Raw genomic sequence first — 21,817 nt, 5'->3', positions numbered from 1 at the left:
CACTGTCGAACCTACGGTTCCGTAGGTTACGTTGGCGTAGGTAGGGCTGCCCGAAGCCGCCGTGGACGAGACCGCCCGCCCGTCCGCCGCGCGGCCAGACCATCCAAAACGCAGGCAGACCGCCCGAAACGCAGGCAGGGCCACCCGAAAACCGCAGGGAGTGGTGACGCAATGACGACAGCGCCGGCCGTGGATCCGCCTCGCCGCCAGGGGCTCCCGGAGACCGAGCCCACACCCCAGGGGAACGCCGAACGCGTGCTGGTCGCCGTGTTCACCGGCGTCCCGTTCCTGGCCCTGTTCGCGGCGATCCCGCTGGCCTGGGGCACGTTCCTCGGCTGGACGGACGTCGTCCTCATGGCGGTGTTCTACGTGCTGTCCGCGGGCGGCGTCACGGTCGGGTACCACCGGCACTTCACGCACGGCTCGTTCCGGGCCAAGCGCCCGCTGAAGGTGTTCCTGGCGATCGCGGGGAGCCTGGCGATCGAGGGTCCCGTGATCATGTGGGTCGCCGATCACCGCCGCCATCACAAGCACTCGGACAAGGAGATGGACCCGCACTCGCCGTGGCGCTTCGGCAACGACTGGAAGGCGCTGACGAAGGGGCTGGCGTGGGCGCACTACGGGTGGCTGTTCGACGGGAACCGGACGTCCAAGCGCCGGTTCGCCAAGGACCTGCTGAACGACCCGGACATCAGGCGCATCCATCTCGCGTTCCCCGGCCTGGTGGCGGTGTCGTTCCTGCTCCCGGCGCTGATCGGCGGCATGGTCTCGATGTCGTGGGCCGGGTTCCTGACGGCGCTGTTCTGGGCGGGGTTCGTCCGGATCACGCTCGTCCACCATGTCACCTGGTCGATCAACTCGATCTGCCACACGTTCGGCAAGGAGGACTTCGAGGTCCGCGACAAGTCCCGGAACGTGTGGTGGCTCGCCATCCCCTCGCTGGGCGAGTCGTGGCACAACCTGCACCATTCGGACCCGACCTGCGCGCGGCACGGGGTGCTGAAGGGGCAGGTCGACATCAGCGCGCGGATCATCTGGCTGTTCGAGAAGGCGGGCTGGGCCTATGACGTCCGGTGGCCGAACGCCGACCGGCTGGCCGCGAAGCGCACCAAGCAGGCGGTGTGAGCGCCACAATTGATGCCGTGACAGAACCCGCTCCCCGGACCCGCAGAAAGCGGATGACGGGCAAGGAACGCCGCGAGCAACTCCTCAACATCGGCCGGACGCTGTTCGCCGCGCGCGGGCTGGACGGCACGTCGGTGGAGGAGATCGCCTCGGCGGCGGGCGTGTCGAAACCCGTGGTGTACGAGCACTTCGGCGGCAAGGAGGGCCTGTACGCGGTCGTCGTCGACCGGGAGTTCGAGCGGCTGCTGCGGCTCGTCACGGAGGCGCTGAACTCGGCGGTCCACTACCGGAGCAAGCTGGAGAAGGCGGCGCTGGCGCTGCTGGAGTACATCGAGGAGAACCCGGACGGCTTCCGGATCCTCGTCCGGGACTCGCACGGCGGCACCGGCACCGGCAGCTACGCGAGCCTGCTGAGCGAGATCGCCGGCGAGGTGGAGTACATCCTCGCGCAGGAGTTCGACCGGCACGGCTACGACGACAAGTTCGCGTCGCTGTACGCCCAGAGCCTGGTCGGCATGGTGGCGCTGACGGGCCAGTGGTGGCTGGACGTCCGCAAGCCGCGCCGGGAGGAGGTGGCGGCGCACGTGGTGAACCTCGCGTGGAACGGTCTTTCGGGCCTTGAGCCGAAGCCGTCGCTCGACCCGCGCCGCCGCCGCAAGGAGCTGGAGCGCCTGGAGAAGCGCGCGGAGAAGGCGGCCGCCAAGGCGGAGAAGGCCGAGGAGAAAGCCGCGGCCAGGGAGGAAAAGGCGGCGGCCAAGGCGGAGCGCGCGCAGCGCAGGGGCCGCCGCGACTCAGAGATCCCCGACCCATCCGCCTGACGCTCGGCGGCCCGGCACGCGGGCGTGGCTACGGTGCCGGCTGCAGGAACTGCAGTGCCGGCTGCAGGAACTACGGTGCCGGCTGCAGGAACTACGGTGCCGGCTGCAGGAATTCGAGGCGGTTGCCGACGGGGTCGTCGGCGTAGAACCGCCGGTATCCGGGGAACAGGCCGTCCGGCGTGACGTCGTGGCCCGCGGCGCGGAACCGTGCGGCGAGTGCGTCCAGGTCCCGGACGAGGAGCGCCGGGTGGGCCTTGCGGGCGGGGCGGAAGCCGCGCTCGATGCCGAGGTGCAGTTCGACGCCGCCGCCCCGGAACCAGGCTCCGCCCCGCTGGGCGAGTTCGGGCGGCTTGGCGGTCTCCTCCAGGCCGAGGACGCCGGTGTAGAAGGCGCGGAGCGCGTCTTCGCTGCCGGGCGGGGCGGCGAGCAGGACATGGTGGACGCCGCTGATCATCGTGGGCTCCTCAGTGCGGCACCGGCGCGGGCGGCACCGGCGGCGGGGCGACACCGGCGGCCGGCCGGAGTTCGTCCGGGCGGCCGCCGGCCGGGGTCGCCGGCCTCGGGTCACGAGGCCGGGATACGCCGGACGCCGCCAGGTAGACCGAGGTGGCACACCGCAGGGGAACGAGTCGCGTCCCTCGGCCGGACCGGGCGGCACCCCGTCCTTGGGCGTCGAGACCCGCGCGGCCGCGCGCCAGGCATCTCTCGACATCAAGACATAGGATGCAACAGCCGGTATCTTGAGGTCAAGAATCAAGCCGGGTGGCGATCACGAAGATCCGCCGGAAGGGGAACACGGTGCCGTAGGGCGCGGGCGGGTACGCCTGCCGCAGCCGCTCGCGGTAGGCGGCGAGGAACTCCTCCGTCTCGCCGGGGTCGAGCGCGGACAGGACGGGCCGCAGCGTGCTGCCCTTGACCCATTCCAGGACGGGATCGTAGCCCTGCAGCACCTGGACGTGGGTCGTCTCCCAGGCGTCGACCGCGCATCCGTGGCGGGCCAGCAGGTCGAGGTAGCCGGCCGCGTCGAGGACGGGCGCGTCCCGCTGGAGCGCGCCGAGCTTGTCGCGCCACCGGTCGGAGCGGCCCAGCTCGCGCAGCAGGACGTGGCTGGGCTCGCCGAAGTTGCCGGGGACCTGGAAGGCGAGGCGCCCGCCGGGCGTGAGCGCGTCGGCCCACCGGGGCAGCAGTTCCACATGCTCCGGGACCCAGTGCAGGACGGCGTTGCTGACGATGAGGTCGACGGGGCCTTCGGGCCGCCAGGCGGCGACGTCCCCGACGCGGAAGCTCAGCCGTCCCGGGATCTCGCGCCGCCGGGCCTCGGCGATCATCTCGGCCGAGCCGTCCAGGCCGTCGATGACCGCCCCTGGCCAGCGGGCGGCGAGCGTCGCGGTCAGCTCGCCCGTCCCGCAGCCGAGATCGACGACGCGGGCGGGGTCGGCGCCGCCGAGGCGTCCGGTGAGCTCGCGGAAGGGTCTGGCGCGTTCGCCGCCGAAAGCCTCGTACTGCGCGGGGTCCCACACCGTGTTCATAGTCCGCCTCACGTGACTCGACACATGTCTCGATATCAAGATACAGCCCTTTCGCCGCGGGGTCCGACGTTCGCCCCGGTCGTCCGACGGATGCGGTGGGCCAGGGTGCTTTCTAGGCTCGCCGGCATGACGCAGAGCAGAGAATCGGGCGGGTGGGCGCTGGTGCTCGGGCCGGGCGGGCCGGTCGGGACGGCGTGGCTGGCGGGCCTCGCCGCCGGGCTGCGCCGGTCGGGCGTGGACCCGGCCGCCGCGACACTGATCGTCGGGACGTCGGCGGGCGCGATCGCCGGCGCGATGATCATGACGGGGCGCGAGCTCGCCGAGGTGGCGGAGCTGCCGCCCGAGGGCCGGGACAGGCCGCCGTCGGACGTCTCGGTGCTGAACCGGACGTTCGAGCTGACCGGCGCCCCGGGCCTGGATCCGGACGAGGTCAGGCGCCGGATCGGACGGCTCGCGCTGGAGGCCGAGACGCAGCCCGAGGCACGCCACCGCGCCGGCATGGAGTACCTCGTCGGGACCGACGAATGGCCCGGCCGGCGGGCGGGACGGCGGCGGCTGCTCATCACCGCGGTGGACATCGAGTCGGGCAAGCCGGTCGTGTGGGACGGGAGCGACGACGGCGTCCCGCTGACGGCGGCCGTCGCGGCGAGCAGCGCCGCGCCCGGGTTCGCCGAGCCGGTCACCATCGGCGGCCGCCGCTACATGGACGGCGCGTACGGCGGCGGGTCCAACGCGCATCTCGCGGCGGACGCCGGGGCGGGCGCGGTCGTCCTGATCGAGCCGCTCCCCAGGGCGCCGGACGGCTCGGGCGCCGACATCTGGATCGTCCCCGACGAGCGGGCGCGCGAGGCGTTCGGCGACGACGTCGGCGACATGGCCCGCTGGACGCCCGCGTACCGGGCGGGCCTCCGGCAGGCCCCCGCGGCGGCGGCCCTGATCGGACCGGCGATCAGGGGCCTGGCCGGGTGATTCAGGGGACTCGCCGGGTGATTCAGGGGCCCGGCCGGGTGATGAGGCCGCGGTCGAGGGCGACGATGACGGCGTGGGTGCGGTCGCTGACGTCGAGCTTGGCGAAGACGCGCAGCAGGTGCGTCTTGACGGTCGCCTCGGCGATGACGAGGCGGCGGCCGATGTCGGCGTTGGACAGCCCGTCCGCGACGGCGTTGAGGACGTCGATCTCCCGCGCGGTCAGCGTCACGGGCGCGGGCCGCCGCATCCGGGCGACGAGCCTCTCCGCGACGCGGGGCGCGAGGACGGTCTCGCCGCGGGCGGCGGAGTGGATCGCGTCGACGAGCTGGTCGCGGGTCGTGTCCTTGAGGAGGTAGCCGATGGCGCCGGCCTCGATCGCGTGCTCGATGTCGGCGTCGGTGTCGTAGGTGGTGAGGACGAGGACGCGGGTCCCGGTGCCGCGGGCGGCGATCCGCTCGGTGGCGGCGACGCCGTCCAGGACGGGCATCCGCAGGTCGAGGAGCGCCACGTCGGGACGGAGTCGCTCGACGAGCTCGACGGCCTCGCGCCCGTCGCCGGCCTCCCCGACGATGTCGATCGTGGGTTCGGAGGCCAGCAGCGCGACGACGCCCGCGCGCATGACGGTGTGGTCGTCCACGACGATGATCCGGAGTTTGCCGTCGGTCATGTCATGCCTCTCCGGACGTGGGGCGCGGGGGGATGAGGGCGAGGACGCGGGTGCCGTCGCCGGGCGAGCTGGTGACGGTCAGCTCGCCGCCGAGTTCGGCGAGGCGGCGGCGCATGCCGTCCAGGCCGAATCCGGCGGACTCGCCGACTGTGAAGCCGCGGCCGTCGTCGGTGATCTCCAGTTCGATGCCGTGCGGGTGCCGTTCGAGGACGACGCCGACCGTGCTCGCGGCGGCGTGCTTGCGGACGTTGGCCAGCGACTCCTGCGTGCAGCGCAGCAGCGCGATCCGGGCCGTCCGGTCGCAGTCGACCTCGGGCAGCTCGGCGGTGACGGTGAGGCCGGTGTCCTCGGCGAACCGGTCGAGGGTCCGGCGCAGCGCCCCGGCGATCGAGGCGGGCGCCCCGTCCTGCGCGGCGAGGCCGCCGGCCCCCGACGCGACCAGGACGCGGGCCTCGGCGAGGTTCTCGCGCGCGGTCTGCTCGATCGAGAGGAGTTGCTGGGCGCTGCGGTCCGGGTCGGCGCCGAGCCCGTTGCGGGCCGCCTCCGCCAGGACGACGATGGACGCGAAGCCCTGCGCGAGCGTGTCGTGGATCTCGCGGGCGAGGCGTTCCCGCTCGTCGGCGGCGCCCTGGCGGCGCTGCGCCTCGGCGAGCTGCCGCTGCGTGTTCTCCAGGTCGGCGGCGAGGAGGCGGGCGCGTTCGTCGCGCTGCCCGAGGACCCGGTGCATCCACAGCCCGAACAGGACGCCGGCCGCGTAGCCGATGAGGGCGGCGATCGCGTTGCCGGTGAGGATCTCGCCGTCGCGTCCCTGCTGGAGGACGTTCCCGGCGACCGTGGCCGCGGCGGCGGCGCCGCTGAGGACGACCGCGCGCCGCGGGCCGCCCGCGAAGAGCCAGAAGTGCGGCAGCGACACGATCAGCAGGGAGGCGGCGCCGTCCATCAGGTAGGAGACGGCGCCGATCCCGAGGATGAGCACGCCGAGGAACGCGTACCGGCGGACGGCGGGGTCGCCGGGGAACGTCCCCGTGATCGGGTACGAGAGCGCGAGCACCGCCAGCAGCGCCAGCGTGGTGGACCTCGTGTCGTCCGGCTGGTCCCACACGCCCATGGCCTGCGGGACCAGTCCGAGGGTGATCCAGAGGGCGGCGTACCACCGGCGTAGTGCCCGTTGCGCCATGCGGTCAGACTACTTTTTCCAGGGACAGCCCGGTGACCACGGGGTCATGCCCCCGGCCGGACGGGCGGGACGGCCACCAGCACCTGTCGCCGAGCAGCAGCATGAGCGACGGCAGGATCACGATCCGGATGACGACGGCGTCCAGCAGGACGGCCACCGCCAGCGCGAAGCCCATCTGTTTCATCTCCATGATGTGCAGGGCCACGAAGCTGGCGAACACGGTGACCATCACGAACGCGGCGCTGGTGACGACGCCCGCGGAGCGGCGGATCCCGCCGAGCACCGCCTCCCGCGTGGACGCGCCCGCCAGGACGGCCTCCCTGATCCGGCTGATCACGAAGACCTGGTAGTCCATGGAGAGGCCGAAGAGGATCACGAACAGGAACAGCGGCACGCGGGACCCGATCGACCCGGTGGAGGTGAAGTCGAGCGCGCCCTCCGCCCACGTCCCCTGGAAGACGAGGGTGAGCAGGCCGAGCGCCGCGCCCGCGGACAGCAGGTTCAGCAGTACGCCGACGAGGCCGAGCGCGACGGAGCGGAACGCCCACACCGTCATCGCGAACGTGACCAGCAGCAGCGACCCGATGATCATGGGGAGCTTGTCCTTCTGATGCTCGGGATAGTCGGTGTAGCGGGCGACGTCGCCGGTGACGGCCGTCTCGACGCCGAGCCTCCCGACGGTGGCGGGCACGTGCTCGCCGCGGATCGTCGTCAGGGACGTCCGCGCCTCGTCCGTGCTGCCGTAGTGCGGGACGGCGAGTTCGAGGACGCTGATCCGGCCGTCCGGAGAGGCGCGCAGCTCGGATGCGCCGGTCAGGCGGGCACCCGACGGGCCGCGGTCGTCCGCGGCGCGGGCGGCGAGGTCGCGGAGCGCGGCGGCGACCTCGTCCGCCTGCCCGGGGTCGGCGCGGACGACGACCTGGTGCATCGCCTTCAGCTCGGGGAACGCCGCGTTCAGCCGGTCGTAGGTCCGCATGGCCGGGATGTCGCGCGGGTGGGATTCGCGTCCCATGTCGGTGAGGTTCAGGTTCAGCAGCGGCGCGGCCAGGGCGAGCATCACGAGCACGCCGACGATCAGCGTCACGGCGGGGCGGCGCTCGACGGGACGAAGCATGGCGGTCGTGATCCGACCGCCGTCCCTCATCCTGAGGCGCCGGGCGGGCTTGCCGCGGCGGGCACGGCGGGCGGCGCGGCGCTCCGCCCACTGGCCGAGCTTGGCGAGCAGCGCGGGCAGGACGGTCAGCGAGCTGACGACCGCGACGAGCGTGACGACGATCGCGCCGGTCGCGATGGACGAGAAGATGACGTCGTCGGCCAGGTAGAGGGTGGCGCTGGACACGGCGACCGCGAGCCCGGACAGCACGACGGCGCGTCCGGACGTCGCCGCCGCCAGCTCCACGACGGCCCGCGGGGACAGCCGCCCGCCGGACCGGGCCCGCTCCTCCCGTTCCCGCTTGAGGTAGAAGAGGGTGTAGTCGACGCCGACGGCCATCCCGATCAGCAGGATCATGCTGGCGCTGACGCCGGCGTCCGGGAAGACGTGCGAGGCGAGCATGGACAGGCCGACGGCCGCCGTGATCGAGGTCAGCGCCAGCAGGATCGGCACGACGGCCAGCGACACCGACCCGAACACGACCAGCAGCGTGATCAGCGTGATCGGCAGCGCGATGACCTCGGTGCGCGACAGGTCCTCGCCGCGCAGCTTCTCGATGCCCTTGCTGATCGACGGCCCGCCGGTCTCCTCCACCCGGACACCGGGATGCGCGGCCCCCACCTGCGCCGTCTGCGCGAGCAGCGGACCGACGTGTTTCCTGCCTTCGAGCTCGGGGCCGCGCAGGGTGACCTCGACACGGACCGATGTCCCGTCGCCCGACCGGATCGGCGCGGACACCGACTCGACCTCGGGGAGCCGTTTCATCCGGGACGCGGCGTCGCGGGCGGCGGCGTCGGCGGCGCTCGCGTCGAGCCCGGCCGCGCCGGGCCTCGCGGTGATCAGGACGTGCTCGACGGGCTTCTGCTGCAGCCCGCCTTCGGCGGCCATCGCCTCGGCCCGGCCGGCCTCGCCGATCCGGAAGTCCGCGGAGGTGGCGGCGTTCCCGCCGGCGGCGATCCCGATGCCGAGGCACATGATCACGAACAGGAACCACGCGGCGATCGCCCGCCACGGGTGCCCGGCGCTCCACCGGGCCATCTTCACAGAGGGGTTCGTCATGCAGAGAATGCTGGTCGCGGGGACCCTTTCCGCATGAGGCCCGTCCGGCTGAACCTCGTGTCCACCGACCGGTGGACACGGCGCCGGGCCCCATTTCTCGATATCAAGACAGGTAGGGTGTCGTCATGCAGGATGAGGTGGACAGGCTCGTCGAGGCGTGGCGCACCGAGCGTCCAGACCTGGACGTCCGGCCGCTGCAGGTGCTCAGCCGCGTGTCCCGGCTGGCCCGGCACCTCGACCGCGCCCGGCGCGGCGTGTTCGCGGACCACGACCTGGAGTCGTGGGAGTTCGACGTCCTCACGGCGCTGCGCCGCGCAGGCAGCCCCTACCAGCTCAGCCCGGGCCGGCTGCTGCGGGCCACGCTGGTCACGTCCGGCACGATGACGAACCGCATCGACCGGCTCGCGGCGGCCGGGCTCGTCGAGCGGCACCCCGACCCGCAGGACAAGCGCGGCGTCCTGGTCCGTCTCACCAGCGCGGGCATGAGCCGGGTGGACGCCGCGTTCGCCGACCTCCTCGACCGGGAGCAGGTCATCCTCGACGGCCTCAGCCCCGCCCAGCACGACGCCCTCGCCGACCTGCTCCGCATCCTGCTCATCCCGTTCGACGAATAGGGGCCCGGGGCCGGGTCAGCCGATGTCCTCGGCGAGCATCAGCCATTCCTCCTCGACCGCGGCGGCCTCGGCCTGGATCTCCCTCAGCCGTCCGCCGAGTTCCTGGAGCTTGGCGTAGTCGGTGGCGTGCGCCGCGAGCTGCTCGTGCAGGTCGGCCTCCTGCCCGGCGAGCTTCTCCAGGCGGCGTTCGAGCCGGTCGAGCTCCTTGCGGGCCTTCCAGTCCTGCCCGCCCGTCGGCTTGGGCGGCGCGGCGGCCTTCCCCGCGTCGGCCTTCCCCGCGGCGGCCTTCTCCGCGGGGGTCTCCGGGCGGGGCGGCTTCGGGGCCGTTCCGGCGGCCCGGCGGTCGAGGTACTGGTCGACGCCGCCGGGCAGCATCGACACGCGTCCGTCGCCCAGGAGGGCCACGACATGGTCGGTGACGCGCTCCAGGAAGTACCGGTCGTGGCTGACGACGACGAGGGTTCCGGGCCAGCCGTCCAGGAGGTCTTCGACCTCGGTGAGCGTCTCGATGTCGAGGTCGTTGGTGGGCTCGTCCAGGAGGAGGACGTTGGGCTCGCCCATCAGGAGGCGGAGAAGCTGCAGGCGGCGCCGTTCACCGCCGGAGAGGTCGCCGACCGGCGTCCACTGGCGCTCGCGCTGGAAGCCGAGGCGTTCGAGGAGCTGGCTCGCGGTCCAGTCGCGCTTGCCGACGGTGATGCGGCGGCGGATCTCCTCCACCGACTCCAGGACGCGCCGGGACGGCTCCAGGTCTTCGAGGTCCTGCGTCAGGTGCGCGAGCTGGACGGTCTTGCCCCGCACCACCGTCCCGGCCACCGGCGACACCGAGCCGTCCAGCAGGCGCAGCAGGGTGCTCTTGCCGCTGCCGTTGACGCCGACCAGCCCGACGCGGTCACCCGGGCCGAGACGCCACGTCATGCGCTCGAAGATCGTGCGGGCGGCGCCGTCACCGGAACCGCCGCCGGAAGCGCCGCCGACCTGGACGGTCACGTCCTCCACGTCGTGGACGGTCTTGCCGAGCCGCGCGGTCGCGAACCGGGTCAGCTCCACCGAGTCGCGCAGCGGCGGCTCGTCGGCGATCAGCGCCTGCGCGGCGTCCACCCGGAACTTCGGCTTGGACGTGCGGGCCTGCGGGCCGCGCCGCAGCCACGCCAGCTCCTTGCGGAGCAGGTTCTGCCGCTTCGCCTCGGTCGCCGCGGTGATCCTGGCGCGTTCGGCCTTCGCGAGGACATAGGCGGAGTAGCCGCCCTCGTAGCGTTCGACGCTTCCGTCGACGACCTCCCACGTCCGGTCGGTGACCTCGTCCAGGAACCAGCGGTCGTGGGTGACGACCAGCAGCGCCGACTTGCGGTCCTTCAGGTGCCGGGCCAGCCAGTCGATGGCCTCGATGTCAAGGTGGTTGGTGGGCTCGTCCAGCAGCAGCAGATCGGACTCGGGGACGAGGAGCCGCGCCAGCGCGACCCGGCGGCGCTCGCCGCCGGACATGCCCGCGAGCGGCGCGTCGAGGTCGAGATCGGCGATCAGGCCGCCGAGGACGTCGCGGACGCGGACGTCCCCCGCCCACTCGTGCTCGGCGCGGTCGCCCAGCACGACAGACCGGACCGTCGCCCCCTCGGGGAAGTCGTCCCGCTGGGCGAGGTGTCCGAGCCGCAGCCCGCGCGCATGGGTGACGCGTCCGGTGTCGGGCTCGGTCTCCCGCGCGAGGACGGACACGAGGGTGCTCTTGCCGCCCCCGTTGCGGCCGACGACGCCGACGCGGTCGCCCTCGTCCAGCCCGAGCGACACGGCGTCGAGCAGCGGTGCGGGCCCGTAGGCCTTGGCGGCGTTCTCAAGGTTGATCAGATTCACGACGCCACCAAGCCTATTGGCCCCGGCGACCCCGTCGGACCCGGCCCGTCAGACGCCGGGCGGCGGCGGGCCTTGCGGGCCCTGCGGCCCCTGGCCGGGCGGCGGGCCGTATCCCGGCGGGCCGTAGCCGGGCGGGCCGTAGCCGGGCGGAGCGCCGGTGAACTGGCCCTTCTTCCGGCTGGACGACGACGCGACGATGATCACCACGACCACGGCCACGACCGCGAGGACGAGTCCCAGCACGAGGAGCAAGAGCAAGAGCAACACCGGTGTTCCAGCGGTCGACATGGCGGTCCTCGGCGGGTCGGGGGCCTCGGCTGAGCGTGGACGCGGTCAGCGCAGGGCCGGGGGCGTCGGGCCGTGCTCGGCCTGCGCCTCCAGGCTAGCGGCCCGCGCCCGCCCCGCGACGACGGAGCCGGGCGCGTTGCGGCGGAGGTCGCGGTCGCGGCGCACGGCCAGCAGGACGAGCGTCGCCATCATCGCGATCGCCATGATGGCCAGCAGCCCGGACAGGTACGTCATCGCTCCACCTCGCCGGCAGGATCAGCGCTCGAGTGCATCGGTGTCACAGGTACAAGACGCCTGCCGTGTGCAAGAAGTTCGCTTGTGTGACGAGCGCATCTACCCTTTTTTATTAGGAAAGCTTCTTGTTGTGAAGCCCCAGGGTATCGGTGTCGTCACACCACTGTCGCGCCCGGGACGGGCCCCTGGGCCCGCAGGATCTGCCGGGCGACACCGGCCCCGTCCAGCGCTTGCGCGAGGTCACCGGCGTCCTCCTCGGTCTCGGCGAGGAAGGCGCACGTGGGGCCGGAACCGGACACGAGCGCCCCGACCGCGCCGAAATCGTGGCCCGCGTCGAGGACGCGTTCCAGCGACGGCCGCAGCGCCAGCGCCGGCGCCTGGAGATCGTTGGTCAGCGCCGCACCGAGGCCCTTGGCGTCGCCGGTGGCGAGCGCCGTCATCAGCGCCTCGGAGACCACCGGCGGCGCCGCCGCCTCCCCCCTGATCTCGCGGAGCCGGTCGCATTCGGCGTAGACGGCGGGCGTGGACAGCCCGCCGTCGGCGGTCGCGAAGACCCAGTGGAAGGTCCCCCGGGTCAGGGCGGAGGTGAGCCGCTCGCCGCGTCCGACGCCGACCGCGGTGCCGCCGAGGACGGCGAACGGCACGTCGCTGCCGAGCTCGGCGCCGAGTTCCACCAGGTCGTCGCGGGTGAGGACGGGCCGGTCCCGGTCGTCCCAGAGGCGGGCGCAGGCGACCAGCGCGGCGGCGGCGTCGGCGCTGCCGCCCGCCATGCCGCCCGCCACCGGGATGGCCTTGCGGATCCGGATCGCGGCGCCGGGCTCGACGCCGAGCCGCGCGGCGACGAGCCTCGCCGCCTTCGCCGCGAGGTTGCCCTCGTCGACCGGGACGTCGTCGACGGCCACCCGCGAATAGGGGGCGGCCTTGACCCGCACTTCCAGCCGGGGCGCGTGCTGGGCCGTCACCTGGTCGAAGAGGGAGACGGCGTGGAACACGTTGACGAGGTCGTGGTAGCCGTCGTCGCGGATCGGCCCCACGCTGAGCTGCAAATTGACCTTGGCGGGGACGCGTACGCTCACTGCGGTCACGATCGAAACCCTACGGGCAATCCCGAGCGGAATCGTCCGGAGGTCAGTCTCCGCTGGTCACGGGCAGGTTGCGGGGGTTGAAGTAGGGGGTCGTGGCGAGCTCGCGGAGGGCCGAGACGGTGTGCTTGTCGCCGGTCACCGAGTAGGCGCGGCGCTTGTCGCGGGCGTTCGCCGCCTGCTCGTCCGAGTTGAAGTAGACGACGGCCTTGACCTGCGGGTCCTGCAGCGTCTTCGACGCCTCCCTGAGCCATTCGGCGCGCCGCTCGCCGTAGGACTTCGGGACGCCGAACTCCGCGATCATGATGGGCTTCTCGCGGTCCCGCGCCCACTGCAGGAACATCTTCACGGCCTCCGACAGGTCGCGGTACTCGTAGTCGGTGCCGGGCTGCGCGTCGGCGCAGATCCAGTCGACCTGGTCGTCGCCGGGGTAGTACGCGGGGGCGTCGCCGCCGCCGAAGCCGCGCGCGGTCGGGCACCACACCCACGCGACGTTGTCGACCCGCTCCTGCTTGAAGATCGTCCGCAGGTGCTTCCAGGCCGCGACGAAGTCGTCCGGCGAGTGGACCCGCTTCTTGTTGGCCGCCTTGTCCATGTCCCGCGACCAGCGCAGGAAGACCGGCTTGCCGAGGGCCTTGACGGCGCGGGCGCGGCGCTGGACGAGCTCGTCGTACTCGCCCTGGACGATCTTCTTGGTGTCGGCGCCGCCCCAGGTCAGCAGCAGGTAGCGGTTGCTTTCGGTGACCGACTCCTCCAGCCCGGCGGGGAACTCCGACGTCCAGCTCCGGTAGGTCTGCACGATGTCGAGCTGCCGGCCGAGCTCCTGCTCGAAGCCGACGACCGGGGCCATGCCCGGCTTGTCCGCCTCCTTGCCGGTCGGCTTCGCGGACACCGACGGCGAGCCCGAGGGCGACTCCGATGGGGAGGCCGACCCCGGCTTGGTCGTGGACGGCTTGCCCTCGCCGTCCGGCGGCACCCAGGCCCCGAAGTACGCCCCCTCCTTCGGCGGCACCGGCGCCACGCCCGCCCGCGCGGTCGTCGTGATCTTCGGCGCGGCGCCCGCGCCGCCGCCGCAGCCCGCCGCCACGGTCGCGACCATCGCCGCGGTGGCGAGCAGGCCCGTCCCCACGATCGGCAGCCTCGCCCGCGCCGTCCGCGAACGCCCCTTCACATCGACCTCCGGCTCATCCTGTCCTGCTGTCCCCCGTGGAGCCGTCCGCCCCCCGGCTCCTCGCCGCACTCCGCACCCGGGGCACGCCCCGCTGACACCATGCCCGCTGAAACACGCCCTAGGGGGTCGGGAGCTGATCTCCCCGGCGTGAAGGACCATACTCGGCAATACGGGCGAAGGCGGCCACGTCCAGAGCTTCCCCCCTCGCCCGGGGGTCGACGCCCGCGGCGCGCAGGGCCTCCTCGGCGGCCGCCGCGGATCCGGCCCAGCCCGCCAGCGCCGCGCGCAGCGTCTTGCGGCGCTGCGCGAACGCGGCGTCCACCACGGCGAACACCTCCTCGCGGGTCGCCGCGGTCGGCGGCGGCTCGCGGCGGGTGAACGCGACGAGGCCCGAGTCGACGTTCGGCGCGGGCCAGAACACCGCGCGCCCGACCGCCCCGGCCCGGCGCGCGTCCCCGTACCAGGCGAGCTTCACCGACGGCACCCCGTAGATCTTCCCGCCGGGCGCGGCGACCATCCGGTCGGCGACCTCGGCCTGCACCATCACCAGCGCGGTCCGCAGCGACGGCAGGACGGCCAGCAGGTGCAGCACGACCGGCACCGCCACGTTGTAGGGCAGGTTCGCAACGAGCGCCGTCGGCTCCGGCTCCGGCCCCGGCAGCCGTGTGATCTTCATCGCATCGGCGTGGACGACCTCCAGCCGTCCGGCGAGATCCGGCGCCCGCGCCCGGGCGGTGCCGGGCAGCGCGGCGGCCAGCGCCGCGTCCACCTCGACGGCGACGACGTGCCGCACCTCCGGCAGCAGCGCCAGCGTCAGCGACCCGAGCCCGGGCCCCACCTCGATCACGACGTCATCGGGGCGCACCCCGGCCGTCCGGACGATCCGCCGGACGGTGTTGGCGTCGATGACGAAGTTCTGCCCGAGCGTCTTCGTCGGCCTGACGCCGAGCCGTTCCGCCAGTTCGCGCACGTCCGCCGGGCCCAGCAGCGCCGCTTGTGTCTCCCCCACGGCCCCGATTGTTCCAGCTCAGCCGAACAGGTATTTCCCGCAGTTGGGCCATTGGCCCTGCCAGCGGCCGTTCACCTTGTTGTAGAGGACCTGCGCACGGTAGGTCTGCTCGGCCGCGCTGGCGTCCGACGGCTTGCCCGTGCCGCCGGCCGACGCCCACGAGGCCATGGAGAACTGGTACAGGCCGTAGTACCCGGCCGGGTTCACGGCTTTCGGGTTGTTGTTCGACTCGCAGTTGGCGAGGCCCCGCCAGTTCAGCCTGGCCGCCGCGCCGGTGCCCGCCGACTCCGGGCCGACCGCGAGGACCCGCGTGACGGGCTTGCGCCTGATCCGCTGCGTGATGACCTTCTTGACGGGCTTGAGCTTCCCGCCCTTCCCGGCGGGCCGCCGGACGTACGCCCACGTCACGATCTTGATGCCGGGACGGCCCGGGCGCAGTACCTTCTCGTCCCACGGCGGCACCGAGGCGCTCTTCTTGCGGATCGTCCTGGGCGGCACCTTGACGACCAGGGTCTTCGGCGCCGACAGCAGCCGCAGGATCTTGACCAGTTCCCCGGCGGGCTCGTCGACGGCCGGCTTGACGAGGTCGTACCGGCCCAGCGTGATCCCGGCCTCGCCGAGCACCTGCCGGACGGTCGTGCCGGTCGCCATCGTCTCCGTCCGCTTGCCGTCGACGACGATGACGACCTTGCGCGGCGCGGGCGCGTCGGCGCGCGGCGCGTCCGCGGCGGCCTTGGGACGGGCCGATCCGCCACCGCCGCACCCCGCCAGTAACACCGACAGCGCCGTGGCCAGCAGCACGGGGACGGCAGGACGACGCAGGGGGTGGCGACGCACGGGTACCTCCAGGGGGTCGGGCTCGGGGGCGCCCGCTCAGAGGCCAGAGATTAGAGCCGCCCGCCGCGTCTCCGCCACCACATCACGCACATGCGTCCCGCAAGCTCGCCGGAGGCGCGGGCCCTTACCAGGGGCCGAAGGCGCGTTCGCCGTTGGCGGCGATGGCCGTGCACAGCTCCGCCAGGTCCACGCCCTTGTACTCCGCCATGGCGCGGACGGTGTGCGGGATCAGGTACGAGGCGTTCGGCTTGCCCCGGTGCGGGAGCGGCGTCAGGAACGGCGCGTCGGTCTCCACGAGCACCAGGTCGAGCGGTGCCGCCTTCAGCGCCTCCCGCAGCGGCTCGGCGTTCTTGAAGGTGACGTTCCCGGCGAAGCTCATCAGATAGCCGCGCTCGGCGCAGATCTCCGCCATGCGGGCGTCGCCGGAGTAGCAGTGGAAGACGACCGTGCCGGGCGCGCCCTCCTCTTCCAGGACGCGCAGGACGTCGTCGTGCGCGTCGCGGTCGTGGACGACGAGGGCCTTGCCCGTGCGCTTGGCGATCTCGATGTGGGCGCGGAAGGAGCGGTGCTGGTCGTCCTTCGGCGCCCAGTCGCGGTAGTAGTCCAGGCCGGTCTCGCCGATCGCGCGGACCTTCCAGTGCGCGGCCAGCCGCGCCACGTCCTCCAGGACGGCGTCGGAGATCCCGCTCGTCTCGTTCGGGTGGATCGCGACCGCCGCGTACACGTCGTCGAACTCGGCGGCGGCGTCCACGGCGAACCGCGACGACGGCAGGTCGCAGCCGATCGTGACGATCCGGGTGACGCCCGCCGCCTTCGCCGACCTCAGCTGCTCCTGCACCGGGGTGTCGACGATGTCGAGATGGCAGTGGCTGTCGAACACGTCCACCGGAAGGCGCTCGGGAAGCGGCGGGAACGAGCGTGAGCTCTGCCCGTCCCCGTCCCGGCTCACCGGTTCTCCAGCCTGGCGAGCTCCTCGTCCACCACGGACGTGTCGAGCTTGGTGAACAGCGGGACCGGCTTCGCCAGCGGGACGCCCGGCTTGATCGGCGTCGACTCCCAGCGCGCCTCCGTCGCGTAGTCGCCGGTCAGGATCGTGTAGTCCGGACCGCCGTCCTCGGAGACCGTCTTCAGCTCCGGCATGCCGCTCCACACGCCCTGCCCGCCGAGCATCTCGTACACCTTCTGCGACGACCGCGGCAGGAACGGCGTCAGAAGCGTCTTCGCGTCGTCGACGACCTGGAGCGCGGTGTGCAGGATCGACTTGACGCGGGCCGGGTCGTCCTTCAGCTTCCAGGGCGCCTGGTCGGACAGGTACCTGTTGGCGTCGCGGACGACGTCCAGCGCCTCGGTGATCGAGTTCTTGAACCGGGACCGTTCGAGCTCCGCGCCCACCGCCGCGAAGGCGGCGCGGCTGCGCTCCATCAGCGCCCGGTCGGCGTCGGTGAGGTCGCCCGCCTCCGGGATCGCGCCGAAGTTCTTCGCCGCCATGTTCACCGACCGGTTGACGAGGTTGCCCCACGCGGCGACCAGCTCGTCGTTGTTGCGGCGGACGAACTCCGCCCAGGTGAAGTCGGTGTCCTGGTTCTCGGGCCCGGCGACCGCGACGTAGTAGCGCAGCGCGTCGACGTCGTAGCGGGCGAGGAAGTCCTGCACGTAGATGACGACCTGGCGGGACGAGGAGAACTTCTTGCCCTCCATCGTCAGGAACTCCGACGACACCACCTCCGTCGGCACGTTCAGCGCGCCCAGCGACCCGGGCGTGCCGCCCTTGTCGCCCTGGCCGCCGTAGCCGAGCAGCATCGCCGGCCAGATCTCGGCGTGGAAGACGATGTTGTCCTTGCCCATGAAGTAGTAGGACAGGGCGTCCGGGTCCTGCCACCAGGCGCGCCATGCCTCCGGGTCGCCGGACCGCCGCGCCCACTCCACGGACGCGGAGAAGTACCCGACGACCGCGTCGAACCACACGTACAGCTTCTTCGCCGGGTTGTCGCGCCAGCCGTCCAGCGGGATAGGGACGCCCCAGTCGAGGTCGCGGCTGATCGCCCGCGGCTGCATGTCGTCCAGCAGGTTCAGCGCGAACTTCAGCACGTTCGGCCGCCAGGCGAGGGCGCCGTTCTGCTTGCCGCGCAGGTACCGGCCGAGGACCTCGGTGAACGCGGGCAGGTCGAGCATGAAGTGCTCGGTCTCGACGAACTTCGGCGTCTCGCCGTTGATCCGCGACACCGGGTTGATCAGGTCGACGGGGTCGAGCTGGTTGCCGCAGTTGTCGCACTGGTCGCCGCGCGCGCCGTCGTACCCGCAGATCGGGCAGGTCCCCTCGATGTAGCGGTCGGGGAGCGTCCGGCCGGTGGACGGCGAGATCGCGCCCATCGTCTTCTGCGGGAAGATGTAGCCGTTGTCGTACAGGCCCTTGAAGATCTCCTGGACGACGGCGTAGTGGTTCAGCGTCGTCGTCCGGGTGAACAGGTCGTAGGTCATGCCGAGGCCGTGCAGGTCGTGCGCGATGACGCCGTTGTAGCGGTCGGCGAGCTCCCGGGCGGACACGCCCTCCTTGTCGGCCTGCACCTGGATCGGCGTGCCGTGCTCGTCGGTGCCGCTGACCATCAGGACCTTGTTGCCCGCCATCCGCTGGTAGCGGCTGAACATGTCGGCGGGCAGCGCGAAACCGGAGACGTGCCCGATGTGACGGGGCCCGTTGGCGTACGGCCAGGCGGGCGCGGTCAAGATATGACGGCTTGACGAGGACATGGAATCAAGGGTAGTCGCGTCACGGGCGCCCCGGCACGCGAGTAGCCTGGTCCGGCGTCTCAGCCCGTGCGATCTCAACGGAGGCGGAGCCAGGCATGGCCCAGACCACGTCCGACCAGCCGGCCGTCGACGAGGCGGCTACCGGGGCCGAGCCGGACGAGCCCTCGCGGCGCATGCTGACCCGGGCGGCTGGGCGGGTGCGGCGGACGCGGCGGGTGGTGTGGCTGTCCCTGCTGGTGGCCGCCGCGACGGTGCTCACGCAGTGGGTGATCATGACGCCGCCGCTGTACTTCGACCCGTACTACGTGTGGCTCGCCGCCCGCGACTGGCCCGACATCCCGCTGACGGTGTGGCCGTTCGACGAGGTCCCCCACCAGGTCACCCGGATCGGGCTGGTGCTGCCGGCGCGGCTCGTCCAGGAGGTCCTCGGGGACGGCCAGGCCGCCTTCTTCACCGTCGCGGCGCTCGGCGGCTGCGCGTTCTTCGTTGGAACGTACCTGGTCGTCAGGTCGCTGTTCGGGGACGTGGCGGGCATGGCGTCCGCGGCGATCCTGCTCGTCCACCCGTTCTTCACGATGACGAACCCGTTCGGCCACGAGATCACCTGGTCCACGGGCCTGGTGCTGCCGGACATGCCCGGCGCGGGGCTGTTCACGATCGGGATGGCGGGCCTCGTCGTCGCGAGCCGCAGGACCGGACGCGCCCAGACCCGCATGCTGATCGCCGCCGGGGTGTTCATGGGCTCGGCGTTCCTCGTCCGGGAGTTCCTGGCGTTCCTGTTCCTCCCCATCCCGGTCTACCTGGCGCTGCTGCGGATCCCGTGGCGCCGCAACGTCACGGTCGGCGCGCCGATGCTCGCGATCCTGGTGGTCAGCCTCGTCCACAACCAGCTCGTGTGGGGCAGCCCGCTGGCCGGGCTGATCTCGGCCGCGGAGCACGGCGGCCAGTCCCGCGACTACGTGACGCGCGGCCTCGCCGCCCGCTCGTTCCTGCGCGCCATGCACGACTGGAACGATCTCGGCCTGGTGTTCACCGCCGCGCTGGCCCTCACGATCGCCGGCTGGGCCCTGACCCGCGACCGGCGGCTCGCGCTCGTCCTCGTGTGGTTCTTCACGCTCGCCGTTCCGCTGACGCTGTTCTCCGGGGTCCTCGACCCGAACGACATCTCGCTGCGGGCCTGGCTGCAGCGGTACTGGTTCGCGGTCCTGCCCGCGCTGCTCGCGGGCGGCTTCGGCTCCCTGATCCTGATGTTCCGCATGCTGCCCGTCACCCTGGGGGGCCTGGTCTCCCGGCCGCGGCTGCGGACCCTGGTCGTTCCGGCGCTGGCGGTGGCGCTCGGCGGGACGTACGCGGTCGCCGCCGTCCGGGCCGTCCCCGACCTGCCGCGCGACAAGGCGTGGAGCGAGCTGCGCGGCTACCTCGCCGGGCACCGCGACATCACGCTGATCTGCGCCGACCGGCGGCTCGCGCAGACCCTCACGTTCTACACGCGGGACGTGTGGGGCGACCCGATCTGGCGCGGCGAGATCCGCGACTTCCCGCACTACCTGCCGATCCCCCGGAACGCGACCGAGGGCCCGATGCTGTACACGCGATGGCGCGGCATGGAGTCGCAGATCGGGGGCGGGTGGCGGCCCGACCCGGCGCAGGGCTGGCGGCTGATGTGGCGCTCGTCCGACGGCATTCTCCAGCTCTGGAACCCGCCGCCCCGGCCTCCCGAGGACTAGCCGGCCGCGGCTAGCGCGCCCAGGCGACCCAGTCGCCCTGGACGGTGCGGCGGCGGTCGATGATCCGCCAGCCGGGCGGGGCGCCCTTCGGCCAGGACGCGGCGGCGGGCTTGTCCTTCGGCCACGCCAGGACGACCATGTCCACGTTCCGCGGCGGTGGCGTCCAGCGGGCGTCGAAGACGCTGCCGTCGCTCCACCAGGCCCAGTAGTAGTGCGACAGCCGGATCGTCCACGGGACGTTCCAGTCGACGGCGATCGATCGCTGCCGGTGCAGGTCGATGCTCTGCCTGAGGTCGGTGTGCGCGGTCTCGTCGCGGACGAGGGGCCGGGCGATGCGGTCGGTCGCGGTCACCGACATGCCGACCGCGACGGCGGCCAGCACGCCCGCGAGCAGCAGCGGCCCGCTGCGCCGCAGCCGGACGACGGCCACGGACGCGCACATGAGCACGAGAGCGGTGGCCGTGGCGTGCCACAGGCGGAACGTCTCCCAGTCCCACGTGAGGAACGACGTCTCGGGGAAGTCGTAGGCCGTGTGCGTGTACTGGGTGAGCAGGTCGCCCGCGTACCACTGGACGACGCACGCGGCGACGAGCGTCAGGGCGGCCGCCGAGGCCGAGGCCCACAGCAGCGCCCGCGGCGACGCGCGCAGCAGGACCGCGACGCCGACGGCGAACAGCACCGGCGTGATGGACGCGAGGTAGCGGCCGTAGACGTAGTTGCCGACGCGGTACTCGACCGGCAGCGCCGCCGAGGTCGCGAACGCGATGCCCGCGACGATCGCGATGACGGCGAGCGCGAGCGCCCGCGTCCGACCCGGCGCGCCCAGCATCGCCGACGCCGCGGACGGGGTACCGGCGGGGCGGACGGCGATGAACGCGACGGCGACGAGGCCGATCGCCGCCATCCCGCCGGTCGCGGCGGCCTGGTACCAGACCTGCCCGGTGCCGAGCGACAGCATCCAGCCCCAGCCGTCCTCGGACGTGAGCCGCCGGACGACGTTCCCGCCGAGGTCGTTGTCGCCCTGCGGATACATGTGCGGCAGCAGCGACCGGTTCAGCAGCATCCCGGCGCCCGTCCCGGCGGCGGCGACGAGCGCGGCGAGGGCGGTCGCGCGCCAGGACCGCCACCGGCACACCAGCGCGGCCGCGAGCAGCGCCATGTGCGCGGCCAGCAGGACCGCTCCGCGCGTGTGGCAGGCGTAGGCGTAGGCGACGAGCAGCGACGCGCCCGCCCCGGCGAGCGACAGCCGGGCCGACGAGCGCGGGCCCGCCGGGGGCGGCGCGTTCAGCCACGTGTGGACGAGCAGCAGCCAGCCGACCAGCATCACCGGCAGGATCGCGTCGGTCAGCGCGAACTCGGAGTAGAACAGCACGGCCGGCAGCACCGCCGTCACGTGCCCGAAGACGTACGACCAGCGCCTGCGCACCCGCAGGCGGCGCAGCAGCAGGTAGGCCAGCGGGAGCATGGCGGCGCTGATCAGCGCGTTGATCACCAGGGCGCCGCGGTAGACGCTCACCGGGTCGTCGCCGAACCAGAACGCGGGCGTCAGCAGCAGCGGGTACCCGCCGCGGTAGACGGTCCCGAACGACATGTCCGCGTCGGTGCCGCCGGTCAGGACGCGGGCGGCGAACAGGTAGCCCGACTCGTCCGGGGTGGCGACCGGCACCGTCTGCCCTGAGGCGAGCACGAGCCGGACGGCGACCTGCGCGACCCAGCCCAGCACGAACAGCCAGGCCCAGCCGCGGCGGCTCGGCCGGGACGGGGC

General features: G+C 72.8%; 20 protein-coding genes. 5 read left to right on the top strand and 15 right to left on the bottom strand.

The annotated features are described in order from the left end of the window. Positions 1–171: 171 nt before the first annotated feature. Positions 172–1,125, top strand: coding sequence for an acyl-CoA desaturase (locus ETD83_RS18930; protein ID WP_138646461.1), 954 nt, complete (start codon positions 172–174; stop codon positions 1,123–1,125). 17 nt (positions 1,126–1,142) lie between these two features. Then, positions 1,143–1,943, top strand: coding sequence for a TetR/AcrR family transcriptional regulator (locus ETD83_RS45380; protein WP_268920467.1), 801 nt, complete (start codon positions 1,143–1,145; stop codon positions 1,941–1,943). 91 nt (positions 1,944–2,034) lie between these two features. Here ETD83_RS45380 and ETD83_RS18920 read toward each other — a convergent pair whose 3' ends face one another. Both ETD83_RS18920 and ETD83_RS18915 read right to left on the bottom strand, forming a co-directional pair. Beyond that, positions 2,035–2,397 (bottom strand): VOC family protein, encoded by a 363-nt coding sequence (locus tag ETD83_RS18920; protein WP_138646460.1) that lies wholly within the window; start codon positions 2,395–2,397, stop codon positions 2,035–2,037. A gap of 292 nt (positions 2,398–2,689) precedes the next feature. Next, positions 2,690–3,472: a trans-aconitate 2-methyltransferase gene (locus tag ETD83_RS18915; RefSeq protein WP_138646459.1), complete on the bottom strand. Its 783-nt coding sequence runs from the start codon at positions 3,470–3,472 to the stop codon at positions 2,690–2,692. A 126-nt stretch (positions 3,473–3,598) separates the two neighbouring features. Here ETD83_RS18915 and ETD83_RS18910 point away from each other — a divergent pair, with 126 nt between their 5' ends. Continuing rightward, positions 3,599–4,441: a patatin-like phospholipase family protein gene (locus tag ETD83_RS18910; RefSeq protein ID WP_138646458.1), complete on the top strand. Its 843-nt coding sequence runs from the start codon at positions 3,599–3,601 to the stop codon at positions 4,439–4,441. Positions 4,442–4,463: 22 nt separating this feature from the next. Here the strand turns inward: ETD83_RS18910 and ETD83_RS18905 are convergent, their stop codons facing one another. From ETD83_RS18905 to ETD83_RS18895, 3 genes are read right to left on the bottom strand one after another with little or no spacing between them, the layout of a single operon-like run. Further along, a complete protein-coding gene (locus tag ETD83_RS18905) occupies positions 4,464–5,108 on the bottom strand; it encodes a response regulator (protein WP_138646457.1) in 645 nt (214 codons plus the stop codon). A 1-nt stretch (position 5,109) separates the two neighbouring features. Continuing rightward, on the bottom strand, positions 5,110–6,285 hold the full coding sequence (locus tag ETD83_RS18900; RefSeq protein WP_138646456.1) for a sensor histidine kinase: 1,176 nt from the start codon (positions 6,283–6,285) through the stop codon (positions 5,110–5,112). Positions 6,286–6,289: 4 nt separating this feature from the next. Continuing rightward, positions 6,290–8,497, bottom strand: coding sequence for an MMPL family transporter (locus ETD83_RS18895; protein WP_138646455.1), 2,208 nt, complete (start codon positions 8,495–8,497; stop codon positions 6,290–6,292). A 125-nt stretch (positions 8,498–8,622) separates the two neighbouring features. Between ETD83_RS18895 and ETD83_RS18890 the strand changes: the two genes are divergently transcribed. Continuing rightward, positions 8,623–9,111, top strand: a complete 489-nt coding sequence (locus ETD83_RS18890) for a MarR family winged helix-turn-helix transcriptional regulator (RefSeq protein WP_138646454.1) — start codon at positions 8,623–8,625, stop codon at positions 9,109–9,111. 15 nt (positions 9,112–9,126) lie between these two features. Here ETD83_RS18890 and ETD83_RS18885 read toward each other — a convergent pair whose 3' ends face one another. The 9 genes from ETD83_RS18885 to metG all read right to left on the bottom strand — a co-directional run bounded on the left by ETD83_RS18885 (position 9,127) and on the right by metG (position 18,325). Then, entirely contained in the window at positions 9,127–10,956 is a 1,830-nt protein-coding gene (locus ETD83_RS18885) for an ABC-F family ATP-binding cassette domain-containing protein (protein WP_138646453.1), read from the bottom strand. 48 nt (positions 10,957–11,004) lie between these two features. Beyond that, positions 11,005–11,223: a hypothetical protein gene (locus ETD83_RS18880; RefSeq protein WP_138646452.1), complete on the bottom strand. Its 219-nt coding sequence runs from the start codon at positions 11,221–11,223 to the stop codon at positions 11,005–11,007. 66 nt (positions 11,224–11,289) lie between these two features. Beyond that, positions 11,290–11,478 (bottom strand): hypothetical protein, encoded by a 189-nt coding sequence (locus tag ETD83_RS18875; protein WP_138646451.1) that lies wholly within the window; start codon positions 11,476–11,478, stop codon positions 11,290–11,292. 155 nt (positions 11,479–11,633) lie between these two features. Further along, positions 11,634–12,554 (bottom strand): 4-(cytidine 5'-diphospho)-2-C-methyl-D-erythritol kinase, encoded by a 921-nt coding sequence (locus ETD83_RS18870; protein ID WP_138646470.1) that lies wholly within the window; start codon positions 12,552–12,554, stop codon positions 11,634–11,636. A 52-nt stretch (positions 12,555–12,606) separates the two neighbouring features. Beyond that, on the bottom strand, positions 12,607–13,731 hold the full coding sequence (locus ETD83_RS18865; protein WP_230421014.1) for a glycoside hydrolase family 26 protein: 1,125 nt from the start codon (positions 13,729–13,731) through the stop codon (positions 12,607–12,609). Between the two features lie 118 nt (positions 13,732–13,849). After that, complete coding sequence (gene rsmA / locus ETD83_RS18860) at positions 13,850–14,740, bottom strand: 16S rRNA (adenine(1518)-N(6)/adenine(1519)-N(6))-dimethyltransferase RsmA (protein WP_138646450.1); 891 nt, start codon at positions 14,738–14,740, stop codon at positions 13,850–13,852. 18 nt (positions 14,741–14,758) lie between these two features. Next, positions 14,759–15,577, bottom strand: a complete 819-nt coding sequence (locus ETD83_RS45710; protein WP_329602888.1) for a transglycosylase family protein — start codon at positions 15,575–15,577, stop codon at positions 14,759–14,761. Between the two features lie 124 nt (positions 15,578–15,701). Continuing rightward, on the bottom strand, positions 15,702–16,526 hold the full coding sequence (locus tag ETD83_RS18850) for a TatD family hydrolase (protein ID WP_138646449.1): 825 nt from the start codon (positions 16,524–16,526) through the stop codon (positions 15,702–15,704). Further along, entirely contained in the window at positions 16,523–18,325 is a 1,803-nt protein-coding gene (metG, locus tag ETD83_RS18845; protein ID WP_138646448.1) for a methionine--tRNA ligase, read from the bottom strand. The genes ETD83_RS18850 and metG overlap by 4 nt, the downstream gene beginning before the upstream one ends. A 95-nt stretch (positions 18,326–18,420) precedes the next feature. Here metG and ETD83_RS18840 point away from each other — a divergent pair, with 95 nt between their 5' ends. Further along, positions 18,421–20,052: an ArnT family glycosyltransferase gene (locus ETD83_RS18840; protein WP_138646447.1), complete on the top strand. Its 1,632-nt coding sequence runs from the start codon at positions 18,421–18,423 to the stop codon at positions 20,050–20,052. Between the two features lie 10 nt (positions 20,053–20,062). Here the strand turns inward: ETD83_RS18840 and ETD83_RS18835 are convergent. After that, the coding region (locus ETD83_RS18835; protein WP_138646446.1) for a Trp biosynthesis-associated membrane protein at positions 20,063–21,817 on the bottom strand (1,755 nt) is incomplete at its 5' end.

The sequence above is a fragment of the Actinomadura soli genome (assembly GCF_005889715.1).
Classification (GTDB): domain Bacteria; phylum Actinomycetota; class Actinomycetes; order Streptosporangiales; family Streptosporangiaceae; genus Spirillospora; species Spirillospora soli.
The sequence above is the reverse complement of the archived record's forward strand: the minus strand, read 5'-3'. Positions and strand labels throughout refer to the sequence as shown.